Here is a 25,396-nt window from a genome sequence, read left to right on the forward strand (position 1 = left end):
TGCGGCAGCGGCCGACCAGGAGCGAGGAGGATGTCGCGGTAATGCGACATCCTCATCGACAAACGTCTCGCTACACCGGCCGCCACGTCAGCGCGTGACTCCGTGCACGGCGATCACCCAGTAGCGTGCAGCAAGACGTCATCGTCAGGACAATGTCGGCGCAGTGGCGATCGCATGATCGATGACCTTGAGCGCCGCCTCACGCTCGGCACCGTCGACCACCATGCGCGGCGCGCGCACGTGCTCGCTGCCGAGGCCCACTTTTTCCTGCACCAGTTTGATCAACTGCACGAACTTGGGCACGGTATCCAGGCGCAGCAGTGGCAGGAACCAGTCGTAGAGTTCCTTGGCCGCCGGATACCCGCCATCGCGCGCGAGTTCGAACAGGCGCACCGATTCCTTCGGGTACGCATTGACCAGACCGGCGATCCAGCCCTTGGCGCCCATGCTCAGGCCTTCGACGATGGCATCGTCCATGCCGACCAGCAGCGCCAGACGATCGCCCAGCAATTCCTGCAACGCGGCGAAGCGACGCACATCGCCCGAGGATTCCTTCACTGCCTGCAGATTGGGGAATTCGGCCGCCAGCTCGGCGATCTGCGCCGGGCCGAAATCGGTCTTGTAGGCCACCGGATTGTTGTACAGGATCACCGGCAGATCGGTCGCGGCGATCACTGCGCGCACATGTGCGCCCATCTCGCGCCAATCGGTGGAATAGACGTACGGCGGCAACACCATCAGCCCGCCGCAACCGAGTTCCTTTGCGGCCTTGGCCAGCGCCACCGCTTCAGCGGTCGCCAGGCTGGCGATGCCGGGCACCACCGGCACGCGGCCGTTCAACGCGGTGATCAGCGTCTTGAGTACGGCAAGCTTGTCGTCCACGCTCAGGGTGGCCGCTTCGCCCAGCGAGCCCAGCGGCACGATCGCGGTGCAACCGGCGTCCACCAGCTGATTGGCGTGCTTGCCCAGGAAGTCGTGGTCGATCTCACCGGAGGCGGTGAACGGGGTGGTGATGGCCGGCAACACGCCGTGCCAGAACGCAGCAATGCTCATGGATGATTCCCTTGCGAGTCGGAAGTGAACGGGTCGGCCAGCGCCGCGAGGCGGACCGGGAACAACGGCGGCCGGCGGCCGGCGTCGGTGGAAAGTTCGGGCGGGCAGCGCCCCAGTTCGGCCAGCGCAGTGCCGCAGATACGGCCCTGGCAAGCGCCCATGCCGCAGCGCGAAGCGAGCTTGGCATCGCGTGCATCGTTGAAGCTGTCCAATGCAGCCAGCGGCACGTCTTCGCAGCGGCACACCAGGGTGTCGGGCTGCGCCAACGTGCGGATGCCTGGATTCAGTGCGAACTGCTGTTGCAATACTTCCGCGAACGCACGCGCGGCACGCCGACGTGGCTGCAAGCGCAGCGCGGCCTCGGGCGCATCGGCGGCCATATGTCCGGCCATCGCGCCTTCGATCAGCGCGCAATCGCGCCCGCCGATGCCGCAGGCTTCGCCGGCTGCGAATACCTGGGTGACGCTGGTGCGCAGCAACGCATCCACGCGTACTTGCTGATGCGCGCCGCAGGCTTCGAGCTGACACCCCAGCAACTGCGCAAGCTCGGTATTGGGCACCAGGCCATAGCCAACGGCCAGTTGATCGCAGGCGATACGCGTGCGGCCGGCAGGCCCTTCGATTTCGATTTCGCGCAGTTGCGTGTCGCCGTAAGCGGCAACAACCCAACTACCTGCGCGATACGCCACCGCGCGCAACTGCAAGCGCAACGACACCGCCTGCGCCGCCTTGCCCGGCCAGCGCCACAACTGCAATGCGAACTGCCGCAACGCAGCTGCAGAAGTTTGTTCGTGGATGCCAAGCACCTGTGCGCCATGCCGTTGCAAGGTGGCCGCACTGGCCAGCAGCAACGGGCCGCTGCCAGCGACGACCACGCGCTTGCCGGCCAGCGGCCAGCCCTGTTTGGCCAGCGCCTGCGCCGCGCCGGCGCCGGTAACGCCGGGCAAGGTCCAGCCCGGGAATGGCAGCAGCAATTCGCGCGCACCGGTGGCCAGCACCAGGGCTGCGTAATGCAGTTGCAGCGTGCCGTCCGGGCCATCGGCCAACAGCCAACCCGGCTGCGCCAACAGGATCTGCGTGCGCGTCAGCAGCGTGATCGAGGTATCGCCCTGCACCTGTTGCAACAGCGCGCGCGCATCGGCCGGCGCACCGTACTGCACATCGCTGCGCCACACCTGCCCGCCGGCACGCGGCTGCATGTCGACAACGCCCACGCGCACGCCATGGCTGGCCGCCGCCTGCGCCGCCGCCAGGCCGGCCGGGCCGGCGCCGATCACCAACACATCGAAATGCTGCACGCGCTCAGCCATCGGTGCGTACCTGCATGCCGTCGCGCGCATCCACCAGGCAGGCGCGTTGCTGGCCGATGCCATCGATACGCACCCGGCATTCGAAACACACGCCCATGCCGCACAACGGCGCGCGCGGCTGGCCACTGCACGATTGCCGAAACTGCAGCGTCGCCAGCGCCACAGCCGCGGCAACGCTGGCGCCGGCCGGCACTTCGACTGCTTGCGCATCTACGTGCAGACGCACCGTCGCGCTCATGCGGCTGCACCATGCACGGCGCGTGCCGGTGCATAAGGCGCCGGGTCGATGGCTGGCGTGCGCCCGAGCAGGCTGTCCACGATCACCCGTGCGCTCCCCAGCGCCGTGGTGACACCCAGCCCCTCATGACCGGCGGCCACCCACACATCGCGCCGGCCGGGCACCGCCCCCAGATACGGCCGCCCGTCCGGTGTGGCCGGGCGCAACCCGGTCCACACCCGGATCGCCTGCAACTCGCGCAACACCGGCAGATAGGCAAAGGCACGTTGCAGCATCTGCTGCAGCACCGGCATCGACAGCGCGCGATCGTGCTCGCCGAACTGGCGCGAAGAGCCGATCAGGATCTGCCCGGTCGGTCGCGGCTGCACATTGAACGCCACGCTAGTGTCGTCGGCGCCATGCGCCGAATCCGCATAGCCCAACTCCAGCAACTGATGCCGGATCACCCCCGGATGGCGGTCGGTGATGACCAGATGGCCCTTGCGTGGGCGCAACGCCAGCTCGGGCAGCAACTGCGGCAAGGCCACACCGCTGGCCACCAGCACCGGGCCGGCCAACAGCTGGCCATCGTCCAGACGCACCCCATGCGCCTGCAACTGCTCCACCTTGCGGCCAGCAAACAGCTGCGCGCCCGCCTTGCAGGCCAGGCTCACCAGATGCCGCGCCACCCGCGGCGGATACACCACGGCCTCACCGGGCACGCGCATGCCGCCGGCCAGGCCCGGCACCAGTTGCGGTTCCAATGCATACAACTGCGTCGCATCGATGGCTTCGGCATGCAGCTCGGCCGCCGCCAAGCGCGCGATCTTGGCCGGCACCGCCGCCAGCTCGCGCGCATCGCGCGCCACCCACAGCGTGCCGCAACGGCTGAATTCGGCCTCGCTCAGTTGCGCAAACCGCTCCCACAGCCGTAACGAGTACGCCGACAACGCCAGCTCGGCCGGGTCGTCGTCCATCGCTACCAGGTGCCCCATCGCCGCAGCGGTGGAGCCGCCGCCGATCGGCCCCGGCTCGACGATGGCCACGCGCAGCCCTTCGCCAGCCGCCGCCTCGGCGCAGGCCGCGCCGACAATGCCTGCGCCAATCACAATCAGGTCGTAGCTGCGTCGCGTGGCCGCAGCGGTCGGCGATGTGTGCGTGTCTGTTCGTGCAGCGGCGTATGCAGCCACCGCATCACCGGTCTGCGCGGCCGCGGACACGGCGGCTGACGCAGCAGGCGCTGCGCCGGCACTTCCCTGCGCGCGCGGCAGCTGGTGCATCAGGCCACGATGCCCCAGGCGAACGGGTCGGCCGGGTCGATCGACAACTGCGAGCGCGCGGTGATGTAGGCATGCCCGCTGATGCGCGGCGCAATGCCACGCCCACTCAACCGATAACTGCCTTCGAACGTGCTACCAAGGATGCCTTGCTGCACCCAATGCTCGCCCTCGCCCAGCTTGCCGTCGGCGGCCAGGCAGGCCAGTTTGGCGCTGGTGCCGGTGCCGCACGGCGAGCGGTCGTAGGCCAGGCCCGGGCACAGCACGAAATTACGTGCCACGCCGCTGGCATCGGGGGCGGCGCCATTGACTTCGATATGGTCGATCTCGCCACCGGCCTCACCGGTGATGCCGGCCGCTTCCAAGGCCAGCCGGATCGCTTCGGTATAAGCGGTCAGTTCGCGCTGATGCGCCAGATCCAGCACACACGGCGCCTGCTCGGTGATGAAAAACCAGTTGCCGCCCCAGGCCACATCGCCGCGCACGCGGCCGTGACCGGGCACGTCCACCTCCACGCCGGTCGCAAAGCGATAACTCTCGACATTGTCGACCGACACCGTGCCGTCTTCGGCCAGCTCCACGCCGACCGTGCCGACCGGGGTTTCGATGCGGTGCTGGCCCGGCGCGATGCGCCCCAGCGCGGCCAGCGTGCGCACCACCCCGATGGTGCCGTGCCCGCACATGCCCAGGTAGCCGACGTTGTTGAAGAAGATCACCCCGGTGCAGGCGCTGGGGTCGCGTGGCGGCAGCAACAAGGCGCCGACCATGGTGTCCGAGCCGCGTGGTTCGCAGGCGATCGCGCTGCGCCACTGATCGAACTCGTTACGAAAGCGCTCGCGACACTGCGCCAGATCGCCATCGCCCAGATCGGGGAAGCCGGAGAGGACCACGCGGGTAGGTTCGCCGGCCGTATGGGAGTCGATGACGTCGATGGTGTGCATGGCTCATGCTCCCACTGCGGGCTGGCAGGCGACTAGCGTCCAATGCGAGTTGCAAATGCGGAAATCTGCACAATCGACAACCCGGTTCACAGCCCCGCGTTTGCGCTAGGATCATTGCTGGGCCGCGCCTTTCGTGCAGCCGTCAATCGTGACCGCCACCATGACGCCGATGGACCTCAACCTTCCCGCGCTGGAAATGCAGACGCTGTTCGACGCACTGCCGGACGTGGTGTTCTTCATCAAGGATGGGCAGGGCCGCTACACCCACTGCAACCTTACGCTCGTGCGCCGGCTGGGACGCAAGCTGCGCAGCGAAATCATCGGCCGCTCGCCGCTGGAAGTGTTCCCGCTGCCGCTGGGCGGAAGCTACATGATGCAGGACCGCCGCGTGCTGTGCGGCGAGCTCATCGACAATCAACTGGAGGTGCATCTGTACCCCAATCGCCTGCCCGGCTGGTGCCTGACCTTCAAGCGCCCGCTGTGCGAAGCCGACGAAGTGATCGGCATCGTGGGTATTTCGCGCGATCTGGGCCAGCCCGACAGCCGTCACTCCGCGTACGAACGCTTGAGCCAGGTGATGGAGCACATGCAGGCCAACTTCGGCGACAACCTGCGCGTGCAGAGTCTGGCCGACCTGGCCGGCTTGTCGGTGGCGCAGCTGGAGCGGCATTTCCGCCGCGTATTCCAGGTGACGCCGCAGCAGCTGCTGACCAAGCTGCGCATCGAATCGGCGATGCGGCTGCTGTACGGCGACGACAGCATCGCCAGCATCGGGCAACGTTGCGGCTTTGCCGACCAGAGCGCGTTCGCACGCCAATTCAAGGCCACGGTCGGCATGACGCCGCGCGATTACCGCGCGCTCAAAGGCCAGTTGTAAGCGAAAAATCGGCGCTGACATACGGCTGGCACAAATGCCGAATTCGGCAGGATTTGGGTTGCCGTTGCGATGCGATTTTCGCGGTTCCGGCGGCGACCGTGCAGCGCGCCGGGTGCTGCCCCGGATGAGGCGGCGCTGAAGGTCGCGTCAAGGCGAGCCAGGGCCCGGATGGTAGAATTTCGGGTTTCCCCAACTGCGTTGCCAATGGCCAGCTTCTTTCGCCGCAACAAGCCAACCACGCCCGACAGCGCGCGTACCTCGCGCTACAGCCTGGAAGAACTGGCAGCCGCATTTCCGACCGCACCTTCTGCCGCCACCCCGGTTTCGCCGGTTGAGGCCATGCCGGCTGCTGCGCCGAGCGGCACAACCGCAGGGGTGCCGGTTGCTACACCGGTTGCCACACCTGCTCCCGCACAGGCTGAGCCGGCGACTCCCACGCCCGCTGCCGCTCCGGCCGAACAGCTTGCACAAGATATCGCCGCGCGTACCGGTCAGGCCCAGAGCATCGCCGCAGTGCCCACCGCGCCTGCCCCGCCGGCAACGCCCGCGCCTTCGGCATTGCAGGCACTGCCTGATCCCAAACCGCCTGTCACGCCTACTGCCCCCACTCCAGTGGTGGTGGCGCCGGTTGTCGCGCAGCCACACACCGCGCCGGTGCTGCCTGCTGCCGTGCCCGCGCAGCCTGCAACGCCTGCAACGCCGTCGCAGACTGCTGCTTCTGCGCCCGCACCTGCCGCTCCATCGACGACTGCGGCACCTGCCGCCCCGCCAGCTGCAACACCCGCTGTCGTTGCACCGCCTGCCGCTGCACCGACGTCTGCAGCTCCGGCCGTTGCCGTAACCCCCACCGTCGCCACGCCCGTCGTAACCCCACCGGTCGTCGTCAACACCCCGCTACCGAGTACCCAGGACAACGACAGCATCGTTGGCCAGCGCGATGCGCTACCCGCAGCCCCGGCCGGCAAGCCGGGCTGGCGCGACCGTCTGCGCAACAGTACCTTCGCGCGCAGCTTCGGCGGTTTGTTCTCGCGCAACCCCAAGCTCGACGACGATCTGCTCGACGAGATCGAGACCGCACTGATCACCGCCGACGTCGGTATCGGCGCGACCACCGCATTGGTCGAAGGCCTGCGCAAGCGCATGAAGTCGCGCGAGTTCGTCGATGCGCAGGCGATGTTCAAGGCGCTGCGCGCCGATCTCATCGCGCTGCTGCAGCCGGTCTCCAAACCGCTGGTCATCGATCGCTCGGTCAAGCCGTTCGTGATCCTCACCGTGGGCGTCAACGGCGTCGGCAAGACCACCACCATCGGCAAGCTCGCCAAGCGTTTCAAGGACGACGGCAACAGCTTGATGCTGGCCGCCGGCGACACCTTCCGCGCCGCCGCGGTGGCGCAATTGCAGGCCTGGGGCGACCGCAACGGCGTGGCGGTGATCGCGCAAGGGCAAAACGCCGATGCCGCATCGGTGGCGTTCGACGCGCTGCAGGCGGCCAAGGCGCGCGGCACCGAAGTGTTGATCGCCGACACCGCCGGCCGCCTGCACACCCAGACCGGGCTGATGAACGAGCTCGGCAAGATCCGCCGTGTGCTCGGCAAGATCGACGCCGCCGCACCGCACGAAGTGCTGATGGTCATCGACGGCACCACCGGCCAGAACGCCATTTCGCAGCTGCGCCAGTTCCATGCCGCCGTCGGCGTCACCGGCCTGGTGGTCACCAAGCTCGACGGCACCGCCAAGGGCGGCGTGGTGTTCGCACTGGCGCGCGAGTTCAATATTCCGATCCGCTTCGCCGGCATCGGCGAGCGCCCGGAAGATCTGCGCGTGTTCGACCCGGTCGCCTTCGTCGATGCGTTGCTGCCGGAAGCGTTGGGCAGCTGATCGGCAGACGCCTGGACGCGTCTGCCGCCGTTATGAAGTCATCGCCAGCAGAGCCCATGCCAGCCGACCACGCCACGCCCACCGCTGACGCTTTCGTCCACCGCCTGCTGCACTGGTTCGACGGCCACGGTCGTCACGATCTGCCCTGGCAACATCCGCGCGCGCCCTACCGCGTGTGGCTGTCGGAAATCATGCTGCAGCAGACCCAGGTCGCGGTGGTCATCCCGTACTTCCTGAAGTTCGTCGCCAGCTTCCCGACCCTGGCCGACCTGGCTGCGGCCGACAACGACACCGTGATGGCGCATTGGGCCGGGTTGGGCTACTACGCACGCGCACGCAATCTGCATGCGGCCGCCAAGCAATGCGTCGCCTTGCACGACGGCGAGTTGCCACGTGATTTCGATGCGCTGCTCGCGCTGCCCGGCATCGGCCGCAGCACGGCGGGCGCCATCCTCAGCCAGGCCTGGAACGACCGTTTTGCCATCATGGACGGCAACGTGAAACGCGTGATGACGCGCTTCCATGGCATTGCCGGCTATCCGGGCCTGCCGGTGATCGAAAAGCAGTTATGGCAACTGGCGACGACGCATGTCACGCATGTGCCGGCCGGCCGCTTGGCCGACTACACGCAGGCGCAAATGGATTTCGGCGCCACGCTGTGCACACGCGCAAAACCGGCATGCGTGCTGTGTCCGTTGCAGGACGATTGCGTGGCGCGCCGCGAGGGCCTGGTGGAAGCATTGCCTACGCCCAAGCCCGGCAAACAATTACCCGAGCGCGAAGCCACCGCGCTGCTGCTGGAAAACGCAGACAACCAGATCCTGCTGCAACGCCGCCCGCCAACCGGTATCTGGGCCTCGCTATGGACGTTGCCACAGGCCGAGACCGACAGCGGCATGCGCGCATGGTTCGCCAACCATATCCAAGGTGATTACGAGCGCGCCGATGAGATGCCGCTGATCGTGCACACCTTCAGCCATTACCGCCTGCATCTGCAGCCGTTGCGCATCCGCAAGGTCGCGCTGCGTACAGCGGTGCGCGACAATGACGATCTGCGCTGGGTGGCCCGCGCCGATCTCGCAGCGCTGGGCCTACCGGCGCCGATCCGCAAACTGCTCGACGCTCTGTAAGGCGCACTCACACTCCAAGCGCGCACGTTGAGCGCGCATCCAAGGGAATTTGCATGTCACGCACCGTGTTCTGCCAGTACCAGCAATGCGACACCGACGGCCTGGATTTTGTGCCGTATCCCGGCGAACTCGGCCAGCGTGTGTTCGCACACATCGGCAAGACCGCATGGCAGGCATGGTTGGCGCATCAGACCATGCTGATCAACGAAAACCGGCTCTCGCCACGCGACCCCAAGCACCGCGCGTTTCTCGAAGCCGAATTGCAGAAGTTCCTGTTCGAGCGCAATGCAGACAAGCCGGATGGCTATGTCGCGCCGATGAGCGAAGAGTAAGCGCGTCCATCGGGCACCATTGTGCTCACCGCCAGGCGGGCGCGCAGCCTGCCGACTAAAAGCGGCTAACAAAATGTAGCGAGCGGTCGTCAGGTGGGCGTGGACGGCGCGCAGGGGCCGGAGTCTAAGAGTGGTGCATGAGGATTCCGAGCACCATCCGCGCACGCCTGACGGCCGCGCAGTAGTTTTGTTAGTCGCTCTAAATGCAGCACTGATTTAGAACTACTAAAAACGACTTCATGCCGGTCCGTTGCAGAGCGGATGATTTGGGTCTTCGCTGTAGGGCGGATGATCTGCGGCTTGGCTGCGGCTTGGCTGCAGGGCCCTTGCCCGCCCACCATCGCGGGACACGCCGCAAGTACATCCATGTAGGCTCTTACGCGGCATCCATGCCGCGTAAGGTCCCGCGATGGTGGGCGGGCAAGGACCAGTGGAGATGGTCGGTGTGCGTGGTGCAAGCAATGCATGAGGTAAGAGGCAAGTTGTTTGGATGACGGCGTGTCCTACAGCTCCCAAATGCAATGTGATTAACAGGCAGGCTTTCAACAAAGCAACCGACTCACTTTCTGGTGCGGTGCCCTCACCGATTGCGGGACCGTGTGGCGGCATGGATGCCGCCACCGAGCCTACATGGACGTACTTGCGGCGTGTCCCGCGAGCGGTGAGGGCATCGCGCCCTCGACCGCCCCAGCGTTTGAGTTGGGCTGCATCCAACAAGAGGCGGCCAACAAAAAGCTGCGCTCACCGCCAGGTGACCGCTCGCTAACCTTTGTTACTCGCTCTGAGCTGCGACACCTTTTCACCCAGGCACCCGAATTGCCTCGGCAAACACCGCTCAATAGACAACAACAGGCCCGTCCAGCAACAAGCGGATCCGCTTGAGCAATTCCTTCTGCGTATACGGCTTATTGACTACGCCGAACTCTGCGCCGCCTACATCGGTGCGCTGGATGCCGGCATCGGCGTAGCCGGTGGTGAGCAGAATCTTGATCTTGGGCAGCATGCGGCAGGCCTCGCGTGCGAGCACCACACCATTCATGCCGCCCGGCATGATCAGATCGGTGAACAACGCATCCACCTCCGGATGCAGCTCCAGCACTGCGATTGCTTCGCGTCCGCTGGATGCGCACAGGACACGGTAGCCGGCACCTTCCAGAAAGAGCTTGGCGACCACCGCCACGTCCTGCTTGTCTTCCACGATCAGGATGTTCTCGCTACCGCCCTGCTCGATCACGCGCTGTTCGACCGCCGGCATGTCCTCCGCATACTTGCTGGATGCCGGGAAGTACAGCCGTACCGTGGTGCCCTCGCCCACTTCGCTATGGATGCGCACGGTGCCGCCAGACTGCTTGACGAAGCCGTACACCATCGACAACCCCAGCCCGGTGCCCTGGCCTTCTTCCTTGGTGGTGAAGAACGGCTCCATGACCCGGCTGGCGATGTCCGGCGGCATGCCCGAGCCGGTGTCGCGCACCGCGATGCTCACATAGCGGCCCGGTGCCAACTGGTGATAGGTCGCCAGCTTGTGGCTGGTGATCTCCACATTCTGCGCCTGTACCGTGACTTCCTTGCGCTCGGCATAGGCCATCGCATCGCGCGTGTTGATCAACACATTCAGCAGCGCCATTTCGGCCTGGGTGGTGTCGATCTGACAATTCCACAGCCCCTCTTCCAGCGACTGCCGCAGGCTGATGTCGCCGCCCAGCGTGCGCTCGGCCATGTTGTTCATGCCCGACACCAGACCGTTGAGATTCACCACGCCGCCGCGCAACTTCTGCTTGCGCGAAAATGCGAGCAGTTGCTGGGTCAATGTGGCCGCCTTGGTAGCAGCAGCGGCCGCCTGCTCGGCACTGAACGCAATGCGTTTGGCATTACCACCGCCGTCCGCAGCCATCATCTGGATCACTTCCAGATGGCCGGACATCACCTGCAGCAGATTATTGAAATCGTGCGCAATACCGCCGGTCAATTGACCCAGCGCTTCCATCTTCTGCGCCTGACGCAAGGCATCCTCGGCATCGCGGCGACGGCTCACATCCAGCTGCGAACCGAAGAAATACACCAGCTCGCCCTTGTCATCGAACACCGGCGAGACGAACAGCGCATTCCAGAACGAAGAACCGTCCTTGCGGTAATTCATCACTTCGGTGGCGAATGCGCGACGGTTGGCGATGGAATCGCGAACCTCGTTGACGTTGGCCGGGTCGGTGTCCGGCCCTTGCAGAAAACGGCAATTGTGGCCAATGACCTCTTCCGACGAATACCCGGTCATTTCCAGAAATGCGCGGTTGGCGAACACGATGGGGTTGTCCAGCAAATGCGGGTCGGTCACCGTCATCGGCATCCGCGTGGTTTCCACCGCGGCAAAAAAGATATCCGAGCGTTGCTTCTCGACAGGAGGACCGCGAGATCCGCTGATGTGGGGCGCACATGGCGCTCCGTGACCGGGATCGTTCAAGTGCATCTTCTGCGCAGGGCAATGTTCATGACCGGAGTCTAGTTGGAGGCGGTTAGTTGACTCCTCACAGGCGCTGCGTACGTTTTGCCACTAAGGCAGCGTTCGCCCGTGCAGGCTAGTGTGGCGCAACCTTGGAAAACACATTGATCACCACTGCCCCAGCCGCGATCAACCCCATACCCAGCATCGCCGGTGCATCCAGGCGTTGCCCATGGAGTGCCCACGCCACCAGCGAAATCAGCACGATGCCCGCGCCCGACCACAGGGCGTAGGCGATGCCGACCGGGATGACACGCAATGTGAGCCCAAGAAAATAAAACGAAATGCCATAGCCCAGCACCGTCAGCAGCGATGGCCACAAGCGCGTGAAGCCTTCGCTGGATTTGAGCGCCGAGGTCGCGGTGACTTCTGCGCAGATTGCCACCGCCAGGAACACCCAGTTCTTCATCGCTGCCACCTTGTCGTCCGCAATCCGGCGACCATAACCGCCAGCGCCGGCTTGCATGCAAGCGCGCAGCTGTGAGCCATCGCAGACATGGTCGCTTGCTGCAAGCCGGCCAAGCTTGGCGCCACACGCTGCCATGCCTAGACATCCGCAGACGTGCATCGGCAAGGTTTTGCCGTAGCATGCGCGGGCACCAAGCAGCTCCTGCGCCGCGTCCGGCCGTTCTGGCACCGTTGCGCGCATTCTTTCCCGCGCCAGTGCCTTCGTCTGGCGACCATGCGGTATCACCATGCCGGGCTACCAGACCCAGATTCACGAGTTGACCTTCGGGCAGCTGACCTACGTCATTCGCGCACTGGCCGACAAGCAGCAGTACGCCGATCCCGATGAAAGCGCTGCCGAGGCGGGCATTTCGTCCGCGCAGTGGAGTCTGTTCGGCCAGGTCTGGCCGGCCGGGCAACTGCTGGCCGAAGCGATGGCCACGCGCCCGATCGAAGGCAGACGCATCCTCGAACTCGGTTGCGGCTTGGGGCTGGCGAGTCTGGTGCTGCGCAGGCGCGGCGCCGACGTCGTCGCCAGCGATCACCACCCGCTGGCCGAAGTGTTTCTGGCCTACAACGCTGCGCTCAATGCGCTGGAATCGGTGCCGTACCGGCGCCTGGACTGGGACACCGGCGCGCCGAACATGGGCCAGTTCGACATGATCATCGCCAGCGACGTGCTTTACGAAACCCGCCACGCCACCATGCTGGCAAAACTCATCCCCGCGCTTGCCAAGCCCTCGTGCGAGATCGTCATCAGCGACCCGGGCCGCGGCAATGCCAATGCACTATCGCGCATGCTCGCAGACATCGGGTTTTCGCTGATTGCCGGCGATCGCCAGGCCTCGGTGCAGGTGGCCAAGGCACCGCGTCTGTTCGTCTATCGGCGCAACATGGACAACTGGAGGCCGGCAGGCGGCTGATCGCAACGCTATGCCATCACGGCGTCGGCGCGTACGCCGACAGCGACACCGGCTTGCGCGGATCGGCCTTGATCTCGGTGTGCTCGCTCATCCGCATCGCCTCGGCATCAGGCCTGTCATCGGTATTCATTTCCCAGCTTTCCGTCACACGCTTGTGGAAAAAGAACCCACCGCGGGCACGGTCGTAGCGGAAGGTGATGTAGTCGGTCCAATGCTGCCCGCACGACACGCCATTCTGTACGGTGAAATACGCGCCCTTCGCCACCAAGCCTTCTTCGCCATCCAGAAACGGATCGCACTGGCCGCCTTCGTCGGCCTTGAAGATCACCCGCGTATTGCGCCCGGCTTCGACAAAGCCACCGTCCGCGTTCGCCACCAACACCAGCAAGGTGCGCGCAGGCGCAGCACGCCCGCTGGAGCGCAGCGCATCCAATGTGCCTTCAGACGAGGCGCGCAGGGCCACCACATAATCCTGCCGGCCGTCTCCAGTCAGATCCGCAGTGGCAACGCCGATCACCGTCTGCCCGGCAGGCAGCAACTTTGACGCATTGGCAGGCAGCGTGGACGCGCCACACGGCACGGCCGCGGCCAGTGCCATTGCCATTGCCATTGCCAACCACCAGTGGTGTTTCGTCATTGCCGTTCCTTCGTCTGATCAAGCCCACAAGCATACCCGGCCATGCAGGCTCCTCGACCGGTGATGCGTTGCGGAGTACCACGCGCTGCAGCGCCACAGGCGACTGAGCACCACCTGCGCACAGCCAACAACTCACACACCGTTGTGGCGGCGCTAGGGAACCTCTGAACAACGCACCACAGATACGCGACACTACCCGCCTGATGTTGAGGAGTGATCCATGCAACTGACGTTCGGTGACGCTGAGGGCCTGGGCAAGCGCAAGCAGACCCGGCGCGAGATCTTTCTGGCCGAGATGGAGCAGGTGGTTCCGTGGCAGCAACTGCTCGGTCTGATCGCGCCGCACTATCCGGTATCGGGCCGGCCAGGTCGGCAGCCGTACGCACTGGCGACGATGTTGCGGATTCATCTGCTGCAGCAGTGGTATGCGCTGAGCGATCCGGCGATGGAAGAAGCACTGCACGAGATCCCGACCTTGCGGCGGTTTGCCCAGCTCGGTGGCTTGGACAACGTTCCGGACGAGACCACGATTCTCAACTTTCGGCGCCTGCTGGAGACCCATGGCCTTGCCGCGCGGATGCTGGAAGCGGTCAACGCGCATCTGGCGCGCAAGGGCCAGAGCCTGCGGTCGGGCACGATCGTCGATGCGACGCTGATCGCGGCGCCCAGTTCGACCAAGAATGCCGACAACGCGCGCGACCCTGAGATGCATCAGACCAAGAAGGGCAATCAGTGGTATTTCGGGATGAAGGCGCACATCGGCGTGGATGAATTTTCCGGGTTGGTGCACCACGTCCATTGCACAGCCGCCAACGTCGCCGATGTCACGGTGATGCACACGTTGCTGCATGGCAAAGAAGACAGCGTGTTCGGCGATAGCGGCTACACCGGTGCGGACAAACGCGAAGAACTGCAGGCCTGCAAGGCTGCATTCTTCATCGCCGCCAGGCCCTCGACGATGCAAGCCCTCGGCAACAAACGCGAGCGTGCTCGGGAAAGACGTTGGGAACACTTCAAGGCCAGCGTGCGCGCGAAGGTGGAGCATCCATTCCGGGTGATCAAGCGCCAGTTCGGCTACACCAAGGTCCGCTATCGCGGCCTGGCCAAGAACACCGCGCAGGTGCTGACCTTGTTTGCGCTATCGAACCTGTGGATGAAGCGAAAGCAGTTACTGCCGACGATGGGGAGCGTGCGCCTGTAACCCGGGCAACACCCTGCAAACGCGCCGGAAACGGCAAAAAAATCGAGGATCTGAGCGCCGTCAGCCTGGTCGATGTGGTTAGGCTCATCCTCCGATGCCGTTGATCAGACCATCCCTAGGTCTCGCGAACCCGGTATTCCTTCGGATCCAGAAACTCCGCCAGGCAGGAGCCGACGCGCAGCGCCTGCTCACGCGCATCGCCGCGATACTCGCCCTGCCCGGCGCCCTCGATCGTGGCCACTGGCGACGCGCGGTCGCGGTGGTAGACGAACGCGGTCGAGAGCCACAACGTCGCGCCAGGCGCCTGGCTTTCCAACGTCTCCACGCGGAACTCACCGCAATAGCCATGAATCAACGTGCGTCGAAGTGTCTTGTGCGTCATGCGCGCAAGTATCGCCACGCGCAGTTGAAGATCACGTGGAAATAGATTGCATCGCGCAAACGAAAGATCTGCGCAGACGCCTAATCATACCGAACAAACGCGCTAGTCTGCGTCGACACGTGATCACATCAGAGCAGTCGAATTTCCCAGGGCTTGAACTGCGCACACCAATCGGGCGTCAAGCGCCGGTCATCCCGCAGCCCCTCTATGTTTCCTTCGGCGAACGGAATGCGCGCCAGAACCGGAAGTGGCTTATTGCGCTTAAAGATGACCAGAATTTTTCCCTGACGCCAGAGATACTTCAGGCGCGAGTCGCTCAGATCCTGTGACAAGAGGGACTCGACACCCTGGATCAGCGCTGCTTGTTGGCTTGGGACAGAACCGAAGCCGCCAGTTCTTTCGTCTCTTTGGCGTACCGGTCGCTGGCTAAAACGCGTGCAGCCTTATCTTCCATCTGGGCACCGGTCTGTTTGTCGCCGCTGCGCTGAGACAGTGCGGAGGCGGCCAGGCTCTTGGCCACTTGCGACGAACTGCTGCTTTGCAGCGTTTCAGACGCCAGCCGACCAACTCGTGAGGACGTCTGCTTTGTGTTCTTGGACATCGCTGCTCCTTTCACATCAGGATTTGGAGAGGGGCCGGAATGGCACCACCTTGTTGCCTTGGGCTGGTTGGCCTTCAACCTGCTTCTGGGTTGCTTTGAGTCGCGCAAACTCCACGACATTGGTTTTGCCCTGGAAGTAGCCTTCGGGCAATCCTGCGAGTGCTTCCACGTCGCCCGCAGCCAGTCCGATATGCCTCGGGATGGCTTCCAAAGGCATGACCTTCTCTTCAACCAACAGATCGATGGTGCGACGAAGCAAACGTGGCTGCTCTGGTCGACGATCCTCGTCTCCGGGTTCTGATTTCGCGCCCCACCGGGCAGAGCGACGCTTGAAAAGCATCAGAGCACCATCTTCATCCAGCATCTCAAGTGCCTTGAGCCGCATGATGATCGCCGCGGCCGACACGCCCCAACGGCGCTTCAGCAGCAACAGGTCATCCAGAGTCGGTGGCACGCGAACTTCGCTGGCGAACGTTTCAGCGGGTAGCAAAAAAGCGCCTGCGAAACGGTGTGCCTGTGCTTCCATCATTTTATGGCGCGCGTTGTCTGTCGTGCGCTGAATGTAACGATGCAGGATTAGATGCCCGACCTCGTGGGCAAGATCGAAGCGACTGCGGTACCCATTGTTTTTGTCGGCGGACAACAGGATGAGCGGTCGCCCCAATGCTTCACTCCATGCCGACAGCCCTTCGATCTGAGCGATGCCGGTTTCTTCCCTCACGACAATCACCCCTGCGCCTTCCACTGCGAGCGCCAAGTCTTGAATCGCCGAACGGCCCAAGCGCCACAGATCCCGGCATTCGCTGGCAGCCTTCTCGATGTCCTCGTTAGTGATCTCTTCTGGATCGGTGTAATCGCGAGAGGGTAAATTGACATCGGGGTAGTCAACGTACTCCATCAGGGCAGCCGCCACGTCTTGGGCCCACTCGAGGCGGGCCTCCAGCATGGCTCGTGCAGCGACGTGCGCTGACGCGTTGCTGCGAAAAAGCGGCAACGACAACTTCGCACCAGGCGTACGCGTAAACCATTCAGGCGTAACGTTGACCACGCCAGCAAGGCGTTCAAGCGCGTCACGCTCGGGCGCTTGCGTTCCTGCGCGCCACTTACTAATGGTCGCCGGAGACACATCGACCATTGAGGCCAGCTGGACTTGAGTCAGACGACGGGCCGCAAGAATTTGGCTAAGTCGGTCTTTCTGAAATCCTTGTACACCGCCCCTGCTCATGATCCTGTTCCGTCTTTGTCTTGTTGTTTGCCAATGTTCTTCTTCAGCTTCGGCACAGCCAAATCGTCCTGACCTGCTGACGGCTGCTGGTCGTAGCGCTTGATAAATGCGTCAATGGATTCCCGGAAAAGCCAGTCTTGCATGTGGCGATCTGGGACCGCGATTTCGATGGAGACAGGTGTGTCCGGCTGGCTGCACAACGATCCTGCAAAGCAGGCCACAACGAACACGACCGCTTGGGATGGCTCCACGTAGCCTGAAAAGAGTCCGGGTTGAACCAGTGGCTCGATGGCTGCGTTCGCCAGGGACATCTGTTTTCGGGTTTCGCTACGCCGCCCGCTATTCCAGACCCCATACTTGGTATTGAACCGTGCCAAGGTGAATATCCCCGACCGGCCTGTGACGATCTGATTGCCGCGTAGCGGTGAAGGAGATGCGTCTGCAACGGCGAGTGCGCGATGGAAGGACTCGTTTATATGGAAGTGGCGTAACTGCCCCACCACGCTAGGCAAGTGCCCGTCGTCCATCCCTCGCGCTGCAGCATAGGCACGTTGAGCGCCGACCAGATTGGCCTCTTCGAGGCCCATAACAAGCTCACGCGGAATATTCCTCACAAGCAGGTCGTGGATCGTTTCTTGGTTAGGCTGGGCCATCGACAACCGTCCTCGGATTTCGCTAAAAAGGATTCTATCTTATATTAATTTCGCTTAAAAGGTTTTCGTTTGGATGATGCTGCGATTGAAGCCATGATATCCCCGATTTGTAGCGTGCCCAGCGGATCGTCTGCCAGCACCTTTTATCAGGAGAACGTGGGTTGAATGTTTCGTTTTGTCCTCCATAATTTTTATTCGACGAAATAACGGAACATAATCCTCTCATGCTCTCCAGTACCCACAATCAGCGCGTCCTCGATCTGGCCAGCCAGAAAGGGCTACTGCGTGCCAGCGATCTGGAAGCCATCAGTGCGCCCCGCGTCGTTCTGACGCGTATGACCGCTGCGGGTCTACTGGAGAAGGTAGGGCGTGGCCTGTACCGCCTGCCGGATGCACAGATTTCGGAATTTGAGAGTCTGGGCACCATTGCAACCAAGGCACCCCAAGCGGTGTTCTGCCTACTTACAGCGCTGCAGTTTCATGAGCTGACCACGGAGCTGCCGCGTCAGATCTGGATCGCCATGCCTCGTGGCAGCCACCCGCCCCGTGTCGACTACCCGCCCGTCAAATTGGTGCAGTTCACGGGTGATGCCTACTCGGCAGGAATTGACGAAGTCGAACGTGACGGCGTCAGGCTCCGGGTGTACAGCGCAGCCAAGACTGTGGCGGACTGCTTCAAGCACCGCAACAAGATCGGGCTGGATGTGGCGCTGGAGGCGCTGAAGGACGCCCGGGCGCGCAACAAGGCATCCGTCGACGACATCTGGCGTTTCGCCAAGATATGTCGCGTGGCCAACGTGATGCGCCCCTACCTGGAGAGCGTCGGATGAGTGCGGCCACCCCAAATGTCGCGGCGTCCGTCCGAGCGCGTCTACTCAATGTCGCCAAGGCGCAAGGCGTCGATTTCAATCAGGTGTTGGTGCGCTTTGCCTTGGAGCGCATTCTTTATCGGCTGACCAAGTCGCCGCACGCGGACCGTTTTCTGCTCAAAGGTGCGCTGCTGTTCACGCTCTGGTACGACATGCCACACCGGGCCACACGCGACGCCGATCTGTTGGGTTTCGGGGCAAGTGATCTGGAGTCAGTGGCCCAAGTATTTTGGGACATCGCAGCTGTGCCGGTCGACGACGGCATCGTGTTCGACCCAGCATCCGTCACGGTCGAGGAGATCCGCAAGGAAGCTGGCTACGGCGGGGTTCGCGTGATGATTGCGGGCGATCTGGCCAGAGCTCGCTGCAAGACCCAAATCGATGTCGGCTTCGGCGACGCCGTCACCCCGGCGCCTGTTGATTCGGTCTACCCAGTCCTGCTGGAGGAAATGCCCGCGCCACGGCTGCGGGCCTACCCAACGTACACCGTCGTCGCGGAAAAGCTCCACGCAATCGCATTGCTGGGCATGACCAACAGCCGCCTGAAGGACTACTTCGATCTGTCGGTGCTGTTGAAACGAGAAACTCTGGACACTGATCTGCTGGCCCAAGCGATCAACGCCACATTCGAAAGACGGGGTATGGTGGTTCCTGACGCGTTGCCAGTCGGTTTGACGGACGAGTTTGCGCACGACGCTTCGCGCCAGGCGCTGTGGCTGGCATTTCTCAAGAAGAACGAACTCCCGCAAGAACCCTTGCACGCCATCGTTGGCCGCCTGAGCGTGGCATTGACACCCGCGTTGAACACCGTCGCTCGTTGAACATCCCTTCATAGGGCAGCAGCTTTACGCCCTTCGCCACAGTTAGTGGCGTTCTCCATACGGACTTTGCATCGAGACTGAACCGCCCCGAGAAGTTAGGAGGCTGTTTTGTTTCAGTCACGCTGCTTCAGCATAACCGGCTTGTTGTCGATAGTGAGTCTCTTCGGCTGCTGCTGGAGGAATGTCCCCGATGCGCGCCAATAAGCGTCTGCGGTTGTACTAGGGCCTGTTAACACTAATGGCCCGAGCGATTAAACTATTGAGCATGGAGATCACGCCAGCACAATTTTCTCTGATCGAACACTGCCTGCCGGCGCAGCGCGGCAATGTCAGCATGACCAACCTGCAAGTGGTCAACGCCATCCTTTACGTTGCCGAGCATGGCTGCAAATGGCGCGGCCTACCCAAGCGCTTTGGCAACTGGCATACGGTCTACACACGCATGAACCGTTGGGCCAAGGCGGGTGTGCTGGACCGGATGTTCGCCCAATTGCAGAAGTCCCAGATCGTGCGCATCAAAATCGAAGCAGTCTCGCTGGACTCCACCAGCGTCAAGGTCCATCCCGATGGCACGGGTGCATTAAAAAAAACGGCCCGCAGGCCGTCGGCAAGTCCCGCGGTGGATGGAACACCAAGATTCATATGGTTGCCGCAGATGCTCGAACAGCCATCACCTTTGGATTGACGCCTGGCAACGTGCATGACGCACCTGCAGGCCGCGCGTTGCTTGAACACCTCGGGCCAGTGGAGCGGCCGATTCATTTGTTGATGGACCGTGCTTATGAAGGCAACGAAACCCGCCAGTTGGCGCTCGATCTTGGCTTCGTTCCGGTGGTTCCACCGAAATCCAATCGGGTCGAGCCTTGGGAATACAACCGGGAGATGTACAAGCGGCGCAACGAAGTAGAGAGACTGTTCCGTCGCTTGAAAGGCTACCGCCGGATTTTCTCGCGCTTCGAGAAGCTAGATGTCATGTTCCTTGGATTCCTCAGCTTCGTCCTAGTCGTTGATGGGCTTCGGATGTGTTAACAGGCCCTAGTCCACCCAATCCAGCGTGGTCAATTCCACGTCCTGGCGATTACGCTACGAACGTTGGTGTATCACCCCGGTCTTTAATCGTCTCGGCCGGCGCGTTGCACCCCAAGTGCAGGCTTCGCGCTCGTAGCTATCGCCCACGCTGCCCACCGACGGCTCAATCCCTGCTTCGCCCAGCCTCTCGGTGTAGCGGATCGAAACGTACTGCGCGCCGCAGTTAGAGTGGTCGATCAGACTGCATTCGGTTTGGGCGCCGCGCATGCAACGCCTGCTCCATTGCGTTTACCACGAAATCCGTATGCGCAGTCGGCGAGACATTCCAGCCCATGATCCGCCGTGCGTACGCGTCGATCATAAAGGCCGCTTACACGAACCCGGACCAGTGCTGGCGGAACGCTAGCGCGCCCTACCTCTTTGCCCTGGCTACCGGCTGGCGCAAGCAGAACGTTCTTCGGTTGGAATGGAGCCGAATCGATCTGCACCGCAAGGTAGCGTGGGTGGCAGGCAGCCAGGTAAAGGCGAAGCGCGCAATCGGTTCACCGCTCAACGACCAGGCAATGGCCGTGTTGGCAACACAAAAGGGCAAGCACCCGCGCTGGGTATTTCCGAACGACGAAGGCGAGCCGTACGACCGTGGCAACAACCACGGCTTCAAAGCGGCACAGCGGCGCGCGCGCATCGCGCCATTGCGTTGGCACGACCTTCGGCACACATTGGCAAGCTGGCACGTCATGCCGGCACGTCGCTGCGATCGCTCATTGAGTTGGGCGGCTGGCGCTCGTACCAATCCGTCTTGCGCTACGCTCACTTGTAGCCGGAACATCTGGCGATCGACGCAGCACGTTTACCGACTTTGGCAACTGGTGCAAAATCGGATCACATCAATTGGAAGGCTGTTGGATCAGCAGCGGCTGAAAGGGGCGAGTGCCCGCGCTGCAACGCTTAGAAATGGTGGCCGAGGACGGAATCGAACCGCCGACACGGGGATTTTCAATCCCCTGCTCTACCAACTGAGCTACTCGGCCACTACCTGCAACGCGATGCCTGCGTTGCGAGGACGCGCATCATAGCGAGCAGGCGCAGTTTGGGCAAGCCTTGCACGCAACTTTGTTGCGGGCCGGTGCCGGCAGCCGGGTTTCTTGCGCCGGTTCACGCCGCGCGGCGGGTGGCATGGCCTAGCCTGCGCGCGTCCCGAGGAGATTGTCATGCGCCTGCCCCGCCTGCTGCTGTCGTTCGCTTTGCTGCTGCCATTGACCGCTGTTGCCCAACAGCCGATACGCGCGGTGCCGCAGCTGGACATCTCCCGGTACGCCGGGCAGTGGCACGAGATCGCGCACCTGCCGGTGTCGTTCCAGAAGAAGTGCCGCAGCGATATCACCGCCAGCTACACCTTGCGCGACGATGGCTTGATCGGCGTGCGCAACGGCTGCCGCACCGCCGATGGCGCCCTGACCCAGGCCGAGGGTGTGGCGCGGCCGGTCGCCGGGCACCCCGGCCAGTTGCAGGTGCGCTTCGCTCCGGAATGGCTGAGCTGGCTGCCGCTGGTGTGGGCCGACTATTGGGTGATCGCGCTCGACCCGGACTATCAATGGGCGGTGGTCGGCGAGCCGGATCGCAAGTACCTGTGGATCCTGTCGCGCTCGCCACAGATGCAGCGCGCGCAGTTTGAACAGCTCAAACGCCAAGCCACGCAGATGGGCTACGACCTGTCGCCGCTGATCGTGGCGGCGCCATTGCTGTGAGTGCAGCGCTGTGACCGCACGCCCTCTGCACCGTGCACGCAGCAAGGCAGCAAGGCAGCAACCGTACTGCGTAGTATTCTTGGCGCCGCCTTACCCAGCCAAGGATCCGAGTACATGCGTCGTGCCTATCGCCTTGTGATTGTGTCGCTGACCTGCGCCCTGCTGCTGAGCGCCTGCGGCGGCGCGGTGCGCCGCGTCTCCGAGCCGGCCGCCCGCATCCAGCAGCTGACCGTGCGCCCAGATGGCGCCTGGTCGGTGGACCTGCGGCTGCAAAACTACAGCAGCATCCCGATGCAGTTCGAGCGCGTGGCGCTGGAGATCTCCGCCGGCGACCAGCTGGCCGGCAAGCTCGACCAGGCCGTGGGTATTTCGATCGGCCCGGAGACCGCCGACGTGGTGACTGTCACCCTGCAGCCGACCTCGCTGGGCCGCCTCACCGTCGCCGACGTGCTCGCCAGCGGGCGCTCGCTGCCGTACACGCTCAAGGGCACGGTATGGGCGACCCCGCAGGACAAGAAGCAGCGCGATTTCACCGTCGAATCGCGCAATACGCTCAGCCCGGCCCCCGGCCTCAACGGCGTGCTGCGCTGACGCGCACGCCTTCCCGCACTCGTTTGAAGGACTCCGCATGAGCAGCTACACCGCCCCGCTGACAGATTTCCGCTTTGCCCTGCACGACGTACTCGGTGCGCAAGCCCTGTTCGCCCGGCTCGGTTACACCGATGCCAGCACCGACATCATCGACGCCGTGCTCGAAGAAGCCGGTCGCTTCACCTCGCAGGTGCTGGCGCCGCTCAACAGCATCGGCGACGAGATCGGCTGTGCGTTCGACAAGAGCACCCACGCGGTGACCACCCCGCCCGGCTTCCGCGCGGCCTACGACCAATTCGTCGAAGGCGGCTGGAACGGGCTCACCGCCGAGACGCAGTTCGGTGGTCAAGGCATGCCGCATACGCTGGGCGTGCCGTTGAGCGAGATGATCAACGCCGCCAACCTGGCCTGGGGCAACTTCCCGCTACTCTCGCACGGCGCGATGGAAGCGCTGCGTCAGCACGGCGAAACCTGGCAGCAGGACGTCTTTCTCAAGCCGCTGATCGACGGCCGCTGGACCGGCACCATGTGCCTGACCGAGCCGCATTGCGGCACCGACCTGGGCCTGCTCAAGACCCGTGCCGAACCCAACGCCGACGGCAGCTACGCCATCACCGGCACCAAGATCTTCATCACCGCCGGCGAGCACGACCTCACCGACAACATCGTGCATCTGGTACTGGCCAAACTGCCCGATGCACCGGCGGGCGCCAAGGGCATCTCGCTGTTTGTCACCCCCAAATTCAAGGTGGACCGCGACGGCACCGTGGGCGAGCGCAACGCGCTGCATTGCGGCTCGATCGAGCACAAGATGGGCATCAAGGGCTCGGTGACCTGCGTGATGAACTTCGAAGGCGCGCAAGGCTATCTGGTCGGCCAGCCGCACAAGGGCTTGCAGGCGATGTTTACGATGATGAATACCGCGCGCCTGAGCGTGGGCCTGCAGGGCATCGGCCTGTCCGAGCGCGCGTATCAAAATGCGCTGCGTTACAGCCGCGAGCGTCTGCAATCGCGCGCGCTCAGCGGTGCCAAGTTCCCCGACAAGCCGGCCGACCCGATCATCGTGCACCCGGACGTACGCCGCATGCTGCTCACCATTAAGTCGCTGACCGAAGGCAGCCGCCTGCTGGCGCTGCACGCGGCCAGCCTGGTCGACATCAGCCACCACGGCGCCACCGAACAGAAACGCGCCGATGCCGAGACCCTGGTGAGCTTCCTCACCCCGATCTCCAAGGCCTGCCAGACCGAGTGGTCGATCGAGAACACCTACCACGCGCTGCAGTGCTTCGGTGGCCATGGCTACATCCGCGAATACGGCATGGAGCAACTGGCCCGCGACGCCCGCATCACCACCATCTACGAAGGCACCACCGGCATCCAGGCGCTGGACCTGATCGGCCGCAAGACTGCCGCCAGCCAGGCTGCGGGCTTGAAGCTGTTCCTGGCCGATGTGGAAACCTTCGCCAATGCCCAGCAAGGCAATGCGGCGCTGGCCGAGTTCATCAAGCCGCTGCGCGACAACGCCAGCGAGTGGGCGATGCTGACCCGCGACGTGCTCGATCGCGCCGCCCGCAACCCCGACGAACTCGGCGCCGCCAGCTACGACTATCTGTTCTATTCCGGCTACGTGGTGCTGGCCTACTGGTGGGCGCGCAGCGTGGCCGCTGCCGATGCCTCCGCGCACAGCGAGGACTTCAAACGCGCCAAGCGCGAGACCGCACGCTTCTACTTCGCGCGCGTGCTGCCACGCACGCTGACCCATGCCGCCACCATCCGCAGCGGCGCCGTCCCCTTGATGACGCTGGAAGCGGAGCTGTTCGGCGAAGGCTGATCGCTGCGATACACAAACTGTCAACGATCGGGTATAAGCTGTTTTCCCGATGGAGACAGACACTCACGCACGTGGTGTGATCGTCCCCGGCGGCTTCGATGCCCCGGTCGCGGGCAGCTCTGTCGCTGCGTTTCAGCAACTTCCCGCATTGCGCCTGCTCTCGCTCGATGCGCATGGCCGGGTGCTGGACTGGATCAACTGGCAAGACGCCGCCTGTCTGTACGCACGCGGCGCGGTCTCCTGGACGCTGGGCGAACCGTGCATGCAAATCCATGGCGGCATCTCGCGGCTGACCGGCGAGCGCAGCGTGCTGGAATTGCATCCCATCATCGCCGCGCGTGGTCACGCACGCTCGCGCGCACTGGACCCGACCCCCACGCTCAGCAACACCGCGTTGTTCGCACGCGATGCGCAGCTGTGCCTGTATTGCGGCCAGCACTTCAGCCGCCCGCAACTGACCCGCGACCATGTCATGCCGGTGTCCAAGGGCGGTCGCGATACCTGGGAGAACGTGGTCACTGCTTGCTTCCAGTGCAACTCGCGCAAGGCCAACCGCACGCCACAGCAGGCGCATATGCCGCTGCTGGCGGTGCCGTATAGGCCGAGCTGGATCGAACATCTGATCCTCTCCAACCGCAATATCCTCTCCGATCAGATGGCGTTCCTGCGCGCGCAGTTGCCCAAGCGCTCCAAGCTGTCGCTGTAGCGCGTGTCATCCATCCCCGCGCACATCGCACGGGCTTGCACGTATTCGGGCTCAACAAGAGCGAGTAAGTGGACCTGGGTCCACGCCTGTGCGATGACGCAGTAAATCGTGCGGCTGACCAGCACTGTCGTTTCAGCCACCAACTCCCAGCGCCTGGCGTTCGCACGCCCAGCATGCATCTGCGCGTCCAACCGGGTGCGGCAGATTGCCGCATGTACAG

General features: G+C 63.6%; 26 protein-coding genes, 1 tRNA gene, 1 other RNA gene and 2 pseudogenes. 14 read left to right on the forward strand and 16 right to left on the reverse strand.

Going from position 1 to position 25,396, the window contains the following annotated elements; all coding sequences use genetic code 11:
* Positions 1 to 144: 144 nt before the first annotated feature.
* From NMB96_RS19645 to NMB96_RS19665, 5 genes are read right to left on the reverse strand one after another with little or no spacing between them, the layout of a single operon-like run.
* Positions 145 to 1,053, reverse strand: coding sequence for a dihydrodipicolinate synthase family protein (locus tag NMB96_RS19645; RefSeq protein ID WP_023904359.1), 909 nt, complete (start codon positions 1,051 to 1,053; stop codon positions 145 to 147).
* Positions 1,050 to 2,363: an FAD-dependent oxidoreductase gene (locus tag NMB96_RS19650; RefSeq protein ID WP_023904360.1), complete on the reverse strand. Its 1,314-nt coding sequence runs from the start codon at positions 2,361 to 2,363 to the stop codon at positions 1,050 to 1,052. The genes NMB96_RS19645 and NMB96_RS19650 overlap by 4 nt, the downstream gene beginning before the upstream one ends.
* A complete protein-coding gene (locus NMB96_RS19655) occupies positions 2,356 to 2,601 on the reverse strand; it encodes a 2Fe-2S iron-sulfur cluster-binding protein (protein WP_006451839.1) in 246 nt (81 codons plus the stop codon). The genes NMB96_RS19650 and NMB96_RS19655 overlap by 8 nt, the downstream gene beginning before the upstream one ends.
* Entirely contained in the window at positions 2,598 to 3,860 is a 1,263-nt protein-coding gene (locus NMB96_RS19660; RefSeq protein WP_255085455.1) for an NAD(P)/FAD-dependent oxidoreductase, read from the reverse strand. Before NMB96_RS19660 ends, NMB96_RS19655 begins: the two co-directional genes overlap by 4 nt.
* On the reverse strand, positions 3,860 to 4,798 hold the full coding sequence (locus tag NMB96_RS19665) for a proline racemase family protein (protein ID WP_255085456.1): 939 nt from the start codon (positions 4,796 to 4,798) through the stop codon (positions 3,860 to 3,862). The genes NMB96_RS19660 and NMB96_RS19665 overlap by 1 nt, the downstream gene beginning before the upstream one ends.
* 160 nt (positions 4,799 to 4,958) lie before the next feature.
* Here NMB96_RS19665 and NMB96_RS19670 point away from each other — a divergent pair, with 160 nt between their 5' ends.
* The 4 genes from NMB96_RS19670 to NMB96_RS19685 all read left to right on the forward strand — a co-directional run bounded on the left by NMB96_RS19670 (position 4,959) and on the right by NMB96_RS19685 (position 9,015).
* Positions 4,959 to 5,675 (forward strand): AraC family transcriptional regulator, encoded by a 717-nt coding sequence (locus NMB96_RS19670; RefSeq protein ID WP_006451835.1) that lies wholly within the window; start codon positions 4,959 to 4,961, stop codon positions 5,673 to 5,675.
* A gap of 204 nt (positions 5,676 to 5,879) precedes the next feature.
* Positions 5,880 to 7,553 (forward strand): signal recognition particle-docking protein FtsY, encoded by a 1,674-nt coding sequence (gene ftsY / locus NMB96_RS19675; protein ID WP_255085457.1) that lies wholly within the window; start codon positions 5,880 to 5,882, stop codon positions 7,551 to 7,553.
* A 56-nt stretch (positions 7,554 to 7,609) separates the two neighbouring features.
* Positions 7,610 to 8,683: an A/G-specific adenine glycosylase gene (gene mutY / locus NMB96_RS19680; RefSeq protein WP_043889281.1), complete on the forward strand. Its 1,074-nt coding sequence runs from the start codon at positions 7,610 to 7,612 to the stop codon at positions 8,681 to 8,683.
* A gap of 53 nt (positions 8,684 to 8,736) precedes the next feature.
* Entirely contained in the window at positions 8,737 to 9,015 is a 279-nt protein-coding gene (locus NMB96_RS19685; RefSeq protein ID WP_006451832.1) for an oxidative damage protection protein, read from the forward strand.
* A 63-nt stretch (positions 9,016 to 9,078) separates the two neighbouring features.
* Here NMB96_RS19685 and NMB96_RS19690 read toward each other — a convergent pair.
* The 3 genes from NMB96_RS19690 to NMB96_RS19700 all read right to left on the reverse strand — a co-directional run bounded on the left by NMB96_RS19690 (position 9,079) and on the right by NMB96_RS19700 (position 11,921).
* A non-coding RNA gene (locus NMB96_RS19690) (sX9 sRNA) lies at positions 9,079 to 9,154 on the reverse strand.
* 696 nt (positions 9,155 to 9,850) lie between these two features.
* On the reverse strand, positions 9,851 to 11,473 hold the full coding sequence (locus NMB96_RS19695; RefSeq protein WP_255085458.1) for a histidine kinase famiy protein: 1,623 nt from the start codon (positions 11,471 to 11,473) through the stop codon (positions 9,851 to 9,853).
* A gap of 115 nt (positions 11,474 to 11,588) precedes the next feature.
* Entirely contained in the window at positions 11,589 to 11,921 is a 333-nt protein-coding gene (locus NMB96_RS19700) for an SMR family transporter (RefSeq protein ID WP_043889818.1), read from the reverse strand.
* Positions 11,922 to 12,207: 286 nt separating this feature from the next.
* Between NMB96_RS19700 and NMB96_RS19705 the strand changes: the two genes are divergently transcribed.
* The gene (locus NMB96_RS19705) at positions 12,208 to 12,882 is read left to right on the forward strand and encodes a class I SAM-dependent methyltransferase (RefSeq protein ID WP_023904369.1); all 675 of its coding nucleotides are present in this window, start codon (positions 12,208 to 12,210) and stop codon (positions 12,880 to 12,882) included.
* A 16-nt stretch (positions 12,883 to 12,898) separates the two neighbouring features.
* On the opposite strand, the gene NMB96_RS19710 is transcribed toward NMB96_RS19705, so the two are convergent.
* On the reverse strand, positions 12,899 to 13,480 hold the full coding sequence (locus NMB96_RS19710; RefSeq protein WP_043889282.1) for a hypothetical protein: 582 nt from the start codon (positions 13,478 to 13,480) through the stop codon (positions 12,899 to 12,901).
* 259 nt (positions 13,481 to 13,739) lie between these two features.
* On the opposite strand from NMB96_RS19710, the gene NMB96_RS19715 reads away from it, so the two are divergent.
* Positions 13,740 to 14,720 carry an IS5 family transposase gene (locus NMB96_RS19715; RefSeq protein ID WP_183086603.1) on the forward strand — a complete coding sequence of 327 codons (981 nt, stop codon included), beginning with the start codon at positions 13,740 to 13,742 and terminating at the stop codon, positions 14,718 to 14,720.
* A gap of 115 nt (positions 14,721 to 14,835) precedes the next feature.
* Here the strand turns inward: NMB96_RS19715 and NMB96_RS19720 are convergent, their stop codons facing one another.
* The 5 genes from NMB96_RS19720 to NMB96_RS19740 form a co-directional block, all read right to left on the reverse strand.
* Entirely contained in the window at positions 14,836 to 15,102 is a 267-nt protein-coding gene (locus NMB96_RS19720) for a hypothetical protein (protein WP_043889283.1), read from the reverse strand.
* 128 nt (positions 15,103 to 15,230) lie between these two features.
* Positions 15,231 to 15,434: a hypothetical protein gene (locus NMB96_RS19725; RefSeq protein WP_023904372.1), complete on the reverse strand. Its 204-nt coding sequence runs from the start codon at positions 15,432 to 15,434 to the stop codon at positions 15,231 to 15,233.
* A gap of 20 nt (positions 15,435 to 15,454) precedes the next feature.
* Positions 15,455 to 15,703 (reverse strand): hypothetical protein, encoded by a 249-nt coding sequence (locus NMB96_RS19730; protein WP_023904373.1) that lies wholly within the window; start codon positions 15,701 to 15,703, stop codon positions 15,455 to 15,457.
* 16 nt (positions 15,704 to 15,719) lie between these two features.
* A complete protein-coding gene (locus tag NMB96_RS19735; protein ID WP_023904374.1) occupies positions 15,720 to 16,928 on the reverse strand; it encodes an XRE family transcriptional regulator in 1,209 nt (402 codons plus the stop codon).
* The gene (locus NMB96_RS19740) at positions 16,925 to 17,581 is read right to left on the reverse strand and encodes a hypothetical protein (RefSeq protein WP_023904375.1); all 657 of its coding nucleotides are present in this window, start codon (positions 17,579 to 17,581) and stop codon (positions 16,925 to 16,927) included. Before NMB96_RS19740 ends, NMB96_RS19735 begins: the two co-directional genes overlap by 4 nt.
* A 224-nt stretch (positions 17,582 to 17,805) precedes the next feature.
* Between NMB96_RS19740 and NMB96_RS19745 the strand changes: the two genes are divergently transcribed.
* The 3 genes from NMB96_RS19745 (at position 17,806) to NMB96_RS19755 (ending at position 20,300) form a co-directional block, all read left to right on the forward strand.
* Entirely contained in the window at positions 17,806 to 18,411 is a 606-nt protein-coding gene (locus tag NMB96_RS19745; protein ID WP_023904376.1) for a type IV toxin-antitoxin system AbiEi family antitoxin domain-containing protein, read from the forward strand.
* Complete coding sequence (locus NMB96_RS19750) at positions 18,408 to 19,271, forward strand: nucleotidyl transferase AbiEii/AbiGii toxin family protein (RefSeq protein ID WP_023904377.1); 864 nt, start codon at positions 18,408 to 18,410, stop codon at positions 19,269 to 19,271. The genes NMB96_RS19745 and NMB96_RS19750 overlap by 4 nt, the downstream gene beginning before the upstream one ends.
* Before the next feature lie 265 nt (positions 19,272 to 19,536).
* Positions 19,537 to 20,300, forward strand: a protein-coding gene (locus NMB96_RS19755) for an IS5 family transposase (RefSeq protein WP_095574585.1) whose coding sequence is annotated in 2 segments (ribosomal slippage) — positions 19,537 to 19,852 and positions 19,852 to 20,300 — 765 coding nt in all. Because the reading frame shifts where the segments join, the coding sequence is not laid out codon by codon here.
* 129 nt (positions 20,301 to 20,429) lie between these two features.
* Here NMB96_RS19755 and NMB96_RS19760 read toward each other — a convergent pair.
* Positions 20,430 to 20,688 (reverse strand): annotated as a pseudogene (locus tag NMB96_RS19760) (DDE-type integrase/transposase/recombinase); the annotation flags it as partial.
* A gap of 19 nt (positions 20,689 to 20,707) precedes the next feature.
* Between NMB96_RS19760 and NMB96_RS23625 the strand changes: the two are divergent.
* Positions 20,708 to 20,971: pseudogene (locus NMB96_RS23625) on the forward strand (tyrosine-type recombinase/integrase); the annotation flags it as partial.
* Positions 20,972 to 21,255: 284 nt separating this feature from the next.
* Here NMB96_RS23625 and NMB96_RS19765 read toward each other — a convergent pair.
* A tRNA-Phe gene (locus NMB96_RS19765) sits at positions 21,256 to 21,331 on the reverse strand.
* Between the two features lie 180 nt (positions 21,332 to 21,511).
* On the opposite strand from NMB96_RS19765, the gene NMB96_RS19770 reads away from it, so the two are divergent.
* The 4 genes from NMB96_RS19770 to NMB96_RS19785 all read left to right on the forward strand — a co-directional run bounded on the left by NMB96_RS19770 (position 21,512) and on the right by NMB96_RS19785 (position 25,176).
* Entirely contained in the window at positions 21,512 to 22,048 is a 537-nt protein-coding gene (locus NMB96_RS19770; RefSeq protein WP_023904378.1) for a lipocalin family protein, read from the forward strand.
* A 114-nt stretch (positions 22,049 to 22,162) separates the two neighbouring features.
* Complete coding sequence (locus tag NMB96_RS19775; protein ID WP_023904379.1) at positions 22,163 to 22,639, forward strand: LEA/WHy family protein; 477 nt, start codon at positions 22,163 to 22,165, stop codon at positions 22,637 to 22,639.
* A 37-nt stretch (positions 22,640 to 22,676) separates the two neighbouring features.
* Complete coding sequence (locus tag NMB96_RS19780; protein WP_255085459.1) at positions 22,677 to 24,470, forward strand: acyl-CoA dehydrogenase C-terminal domain-containing protein; 1,794 nt, start codon at positions 22,677 to 22,679, stop codon at positions 24,468 to 24,470.
* A 49-nt stretch (positions 24,471 to 24,519) separates the two neighbouring features.
* Complete coding sequence (locus NMB96_RS19785) at positions 24,520 to 25,176, forward strand: HNH endonuclease (protein ID WP_023904381.1); 657 nt, start codon at positions 24,520 to 24,522, stop codon at positions 25,174 to 25,176.
* Positions 25,177 to 25,396: the final 220 nt, after the last annotated feature.

This window comes from Xanthomonas hortorum, assembly GCF_024339125.1.
Classification (GTDB): domain Bacteria; phylum Pseudomonadota; class Gammaproteobacteria; order Xanthomonadales; family Xanthomonadaceae; genus Xanthomonas; species Xanthomonas hortorum.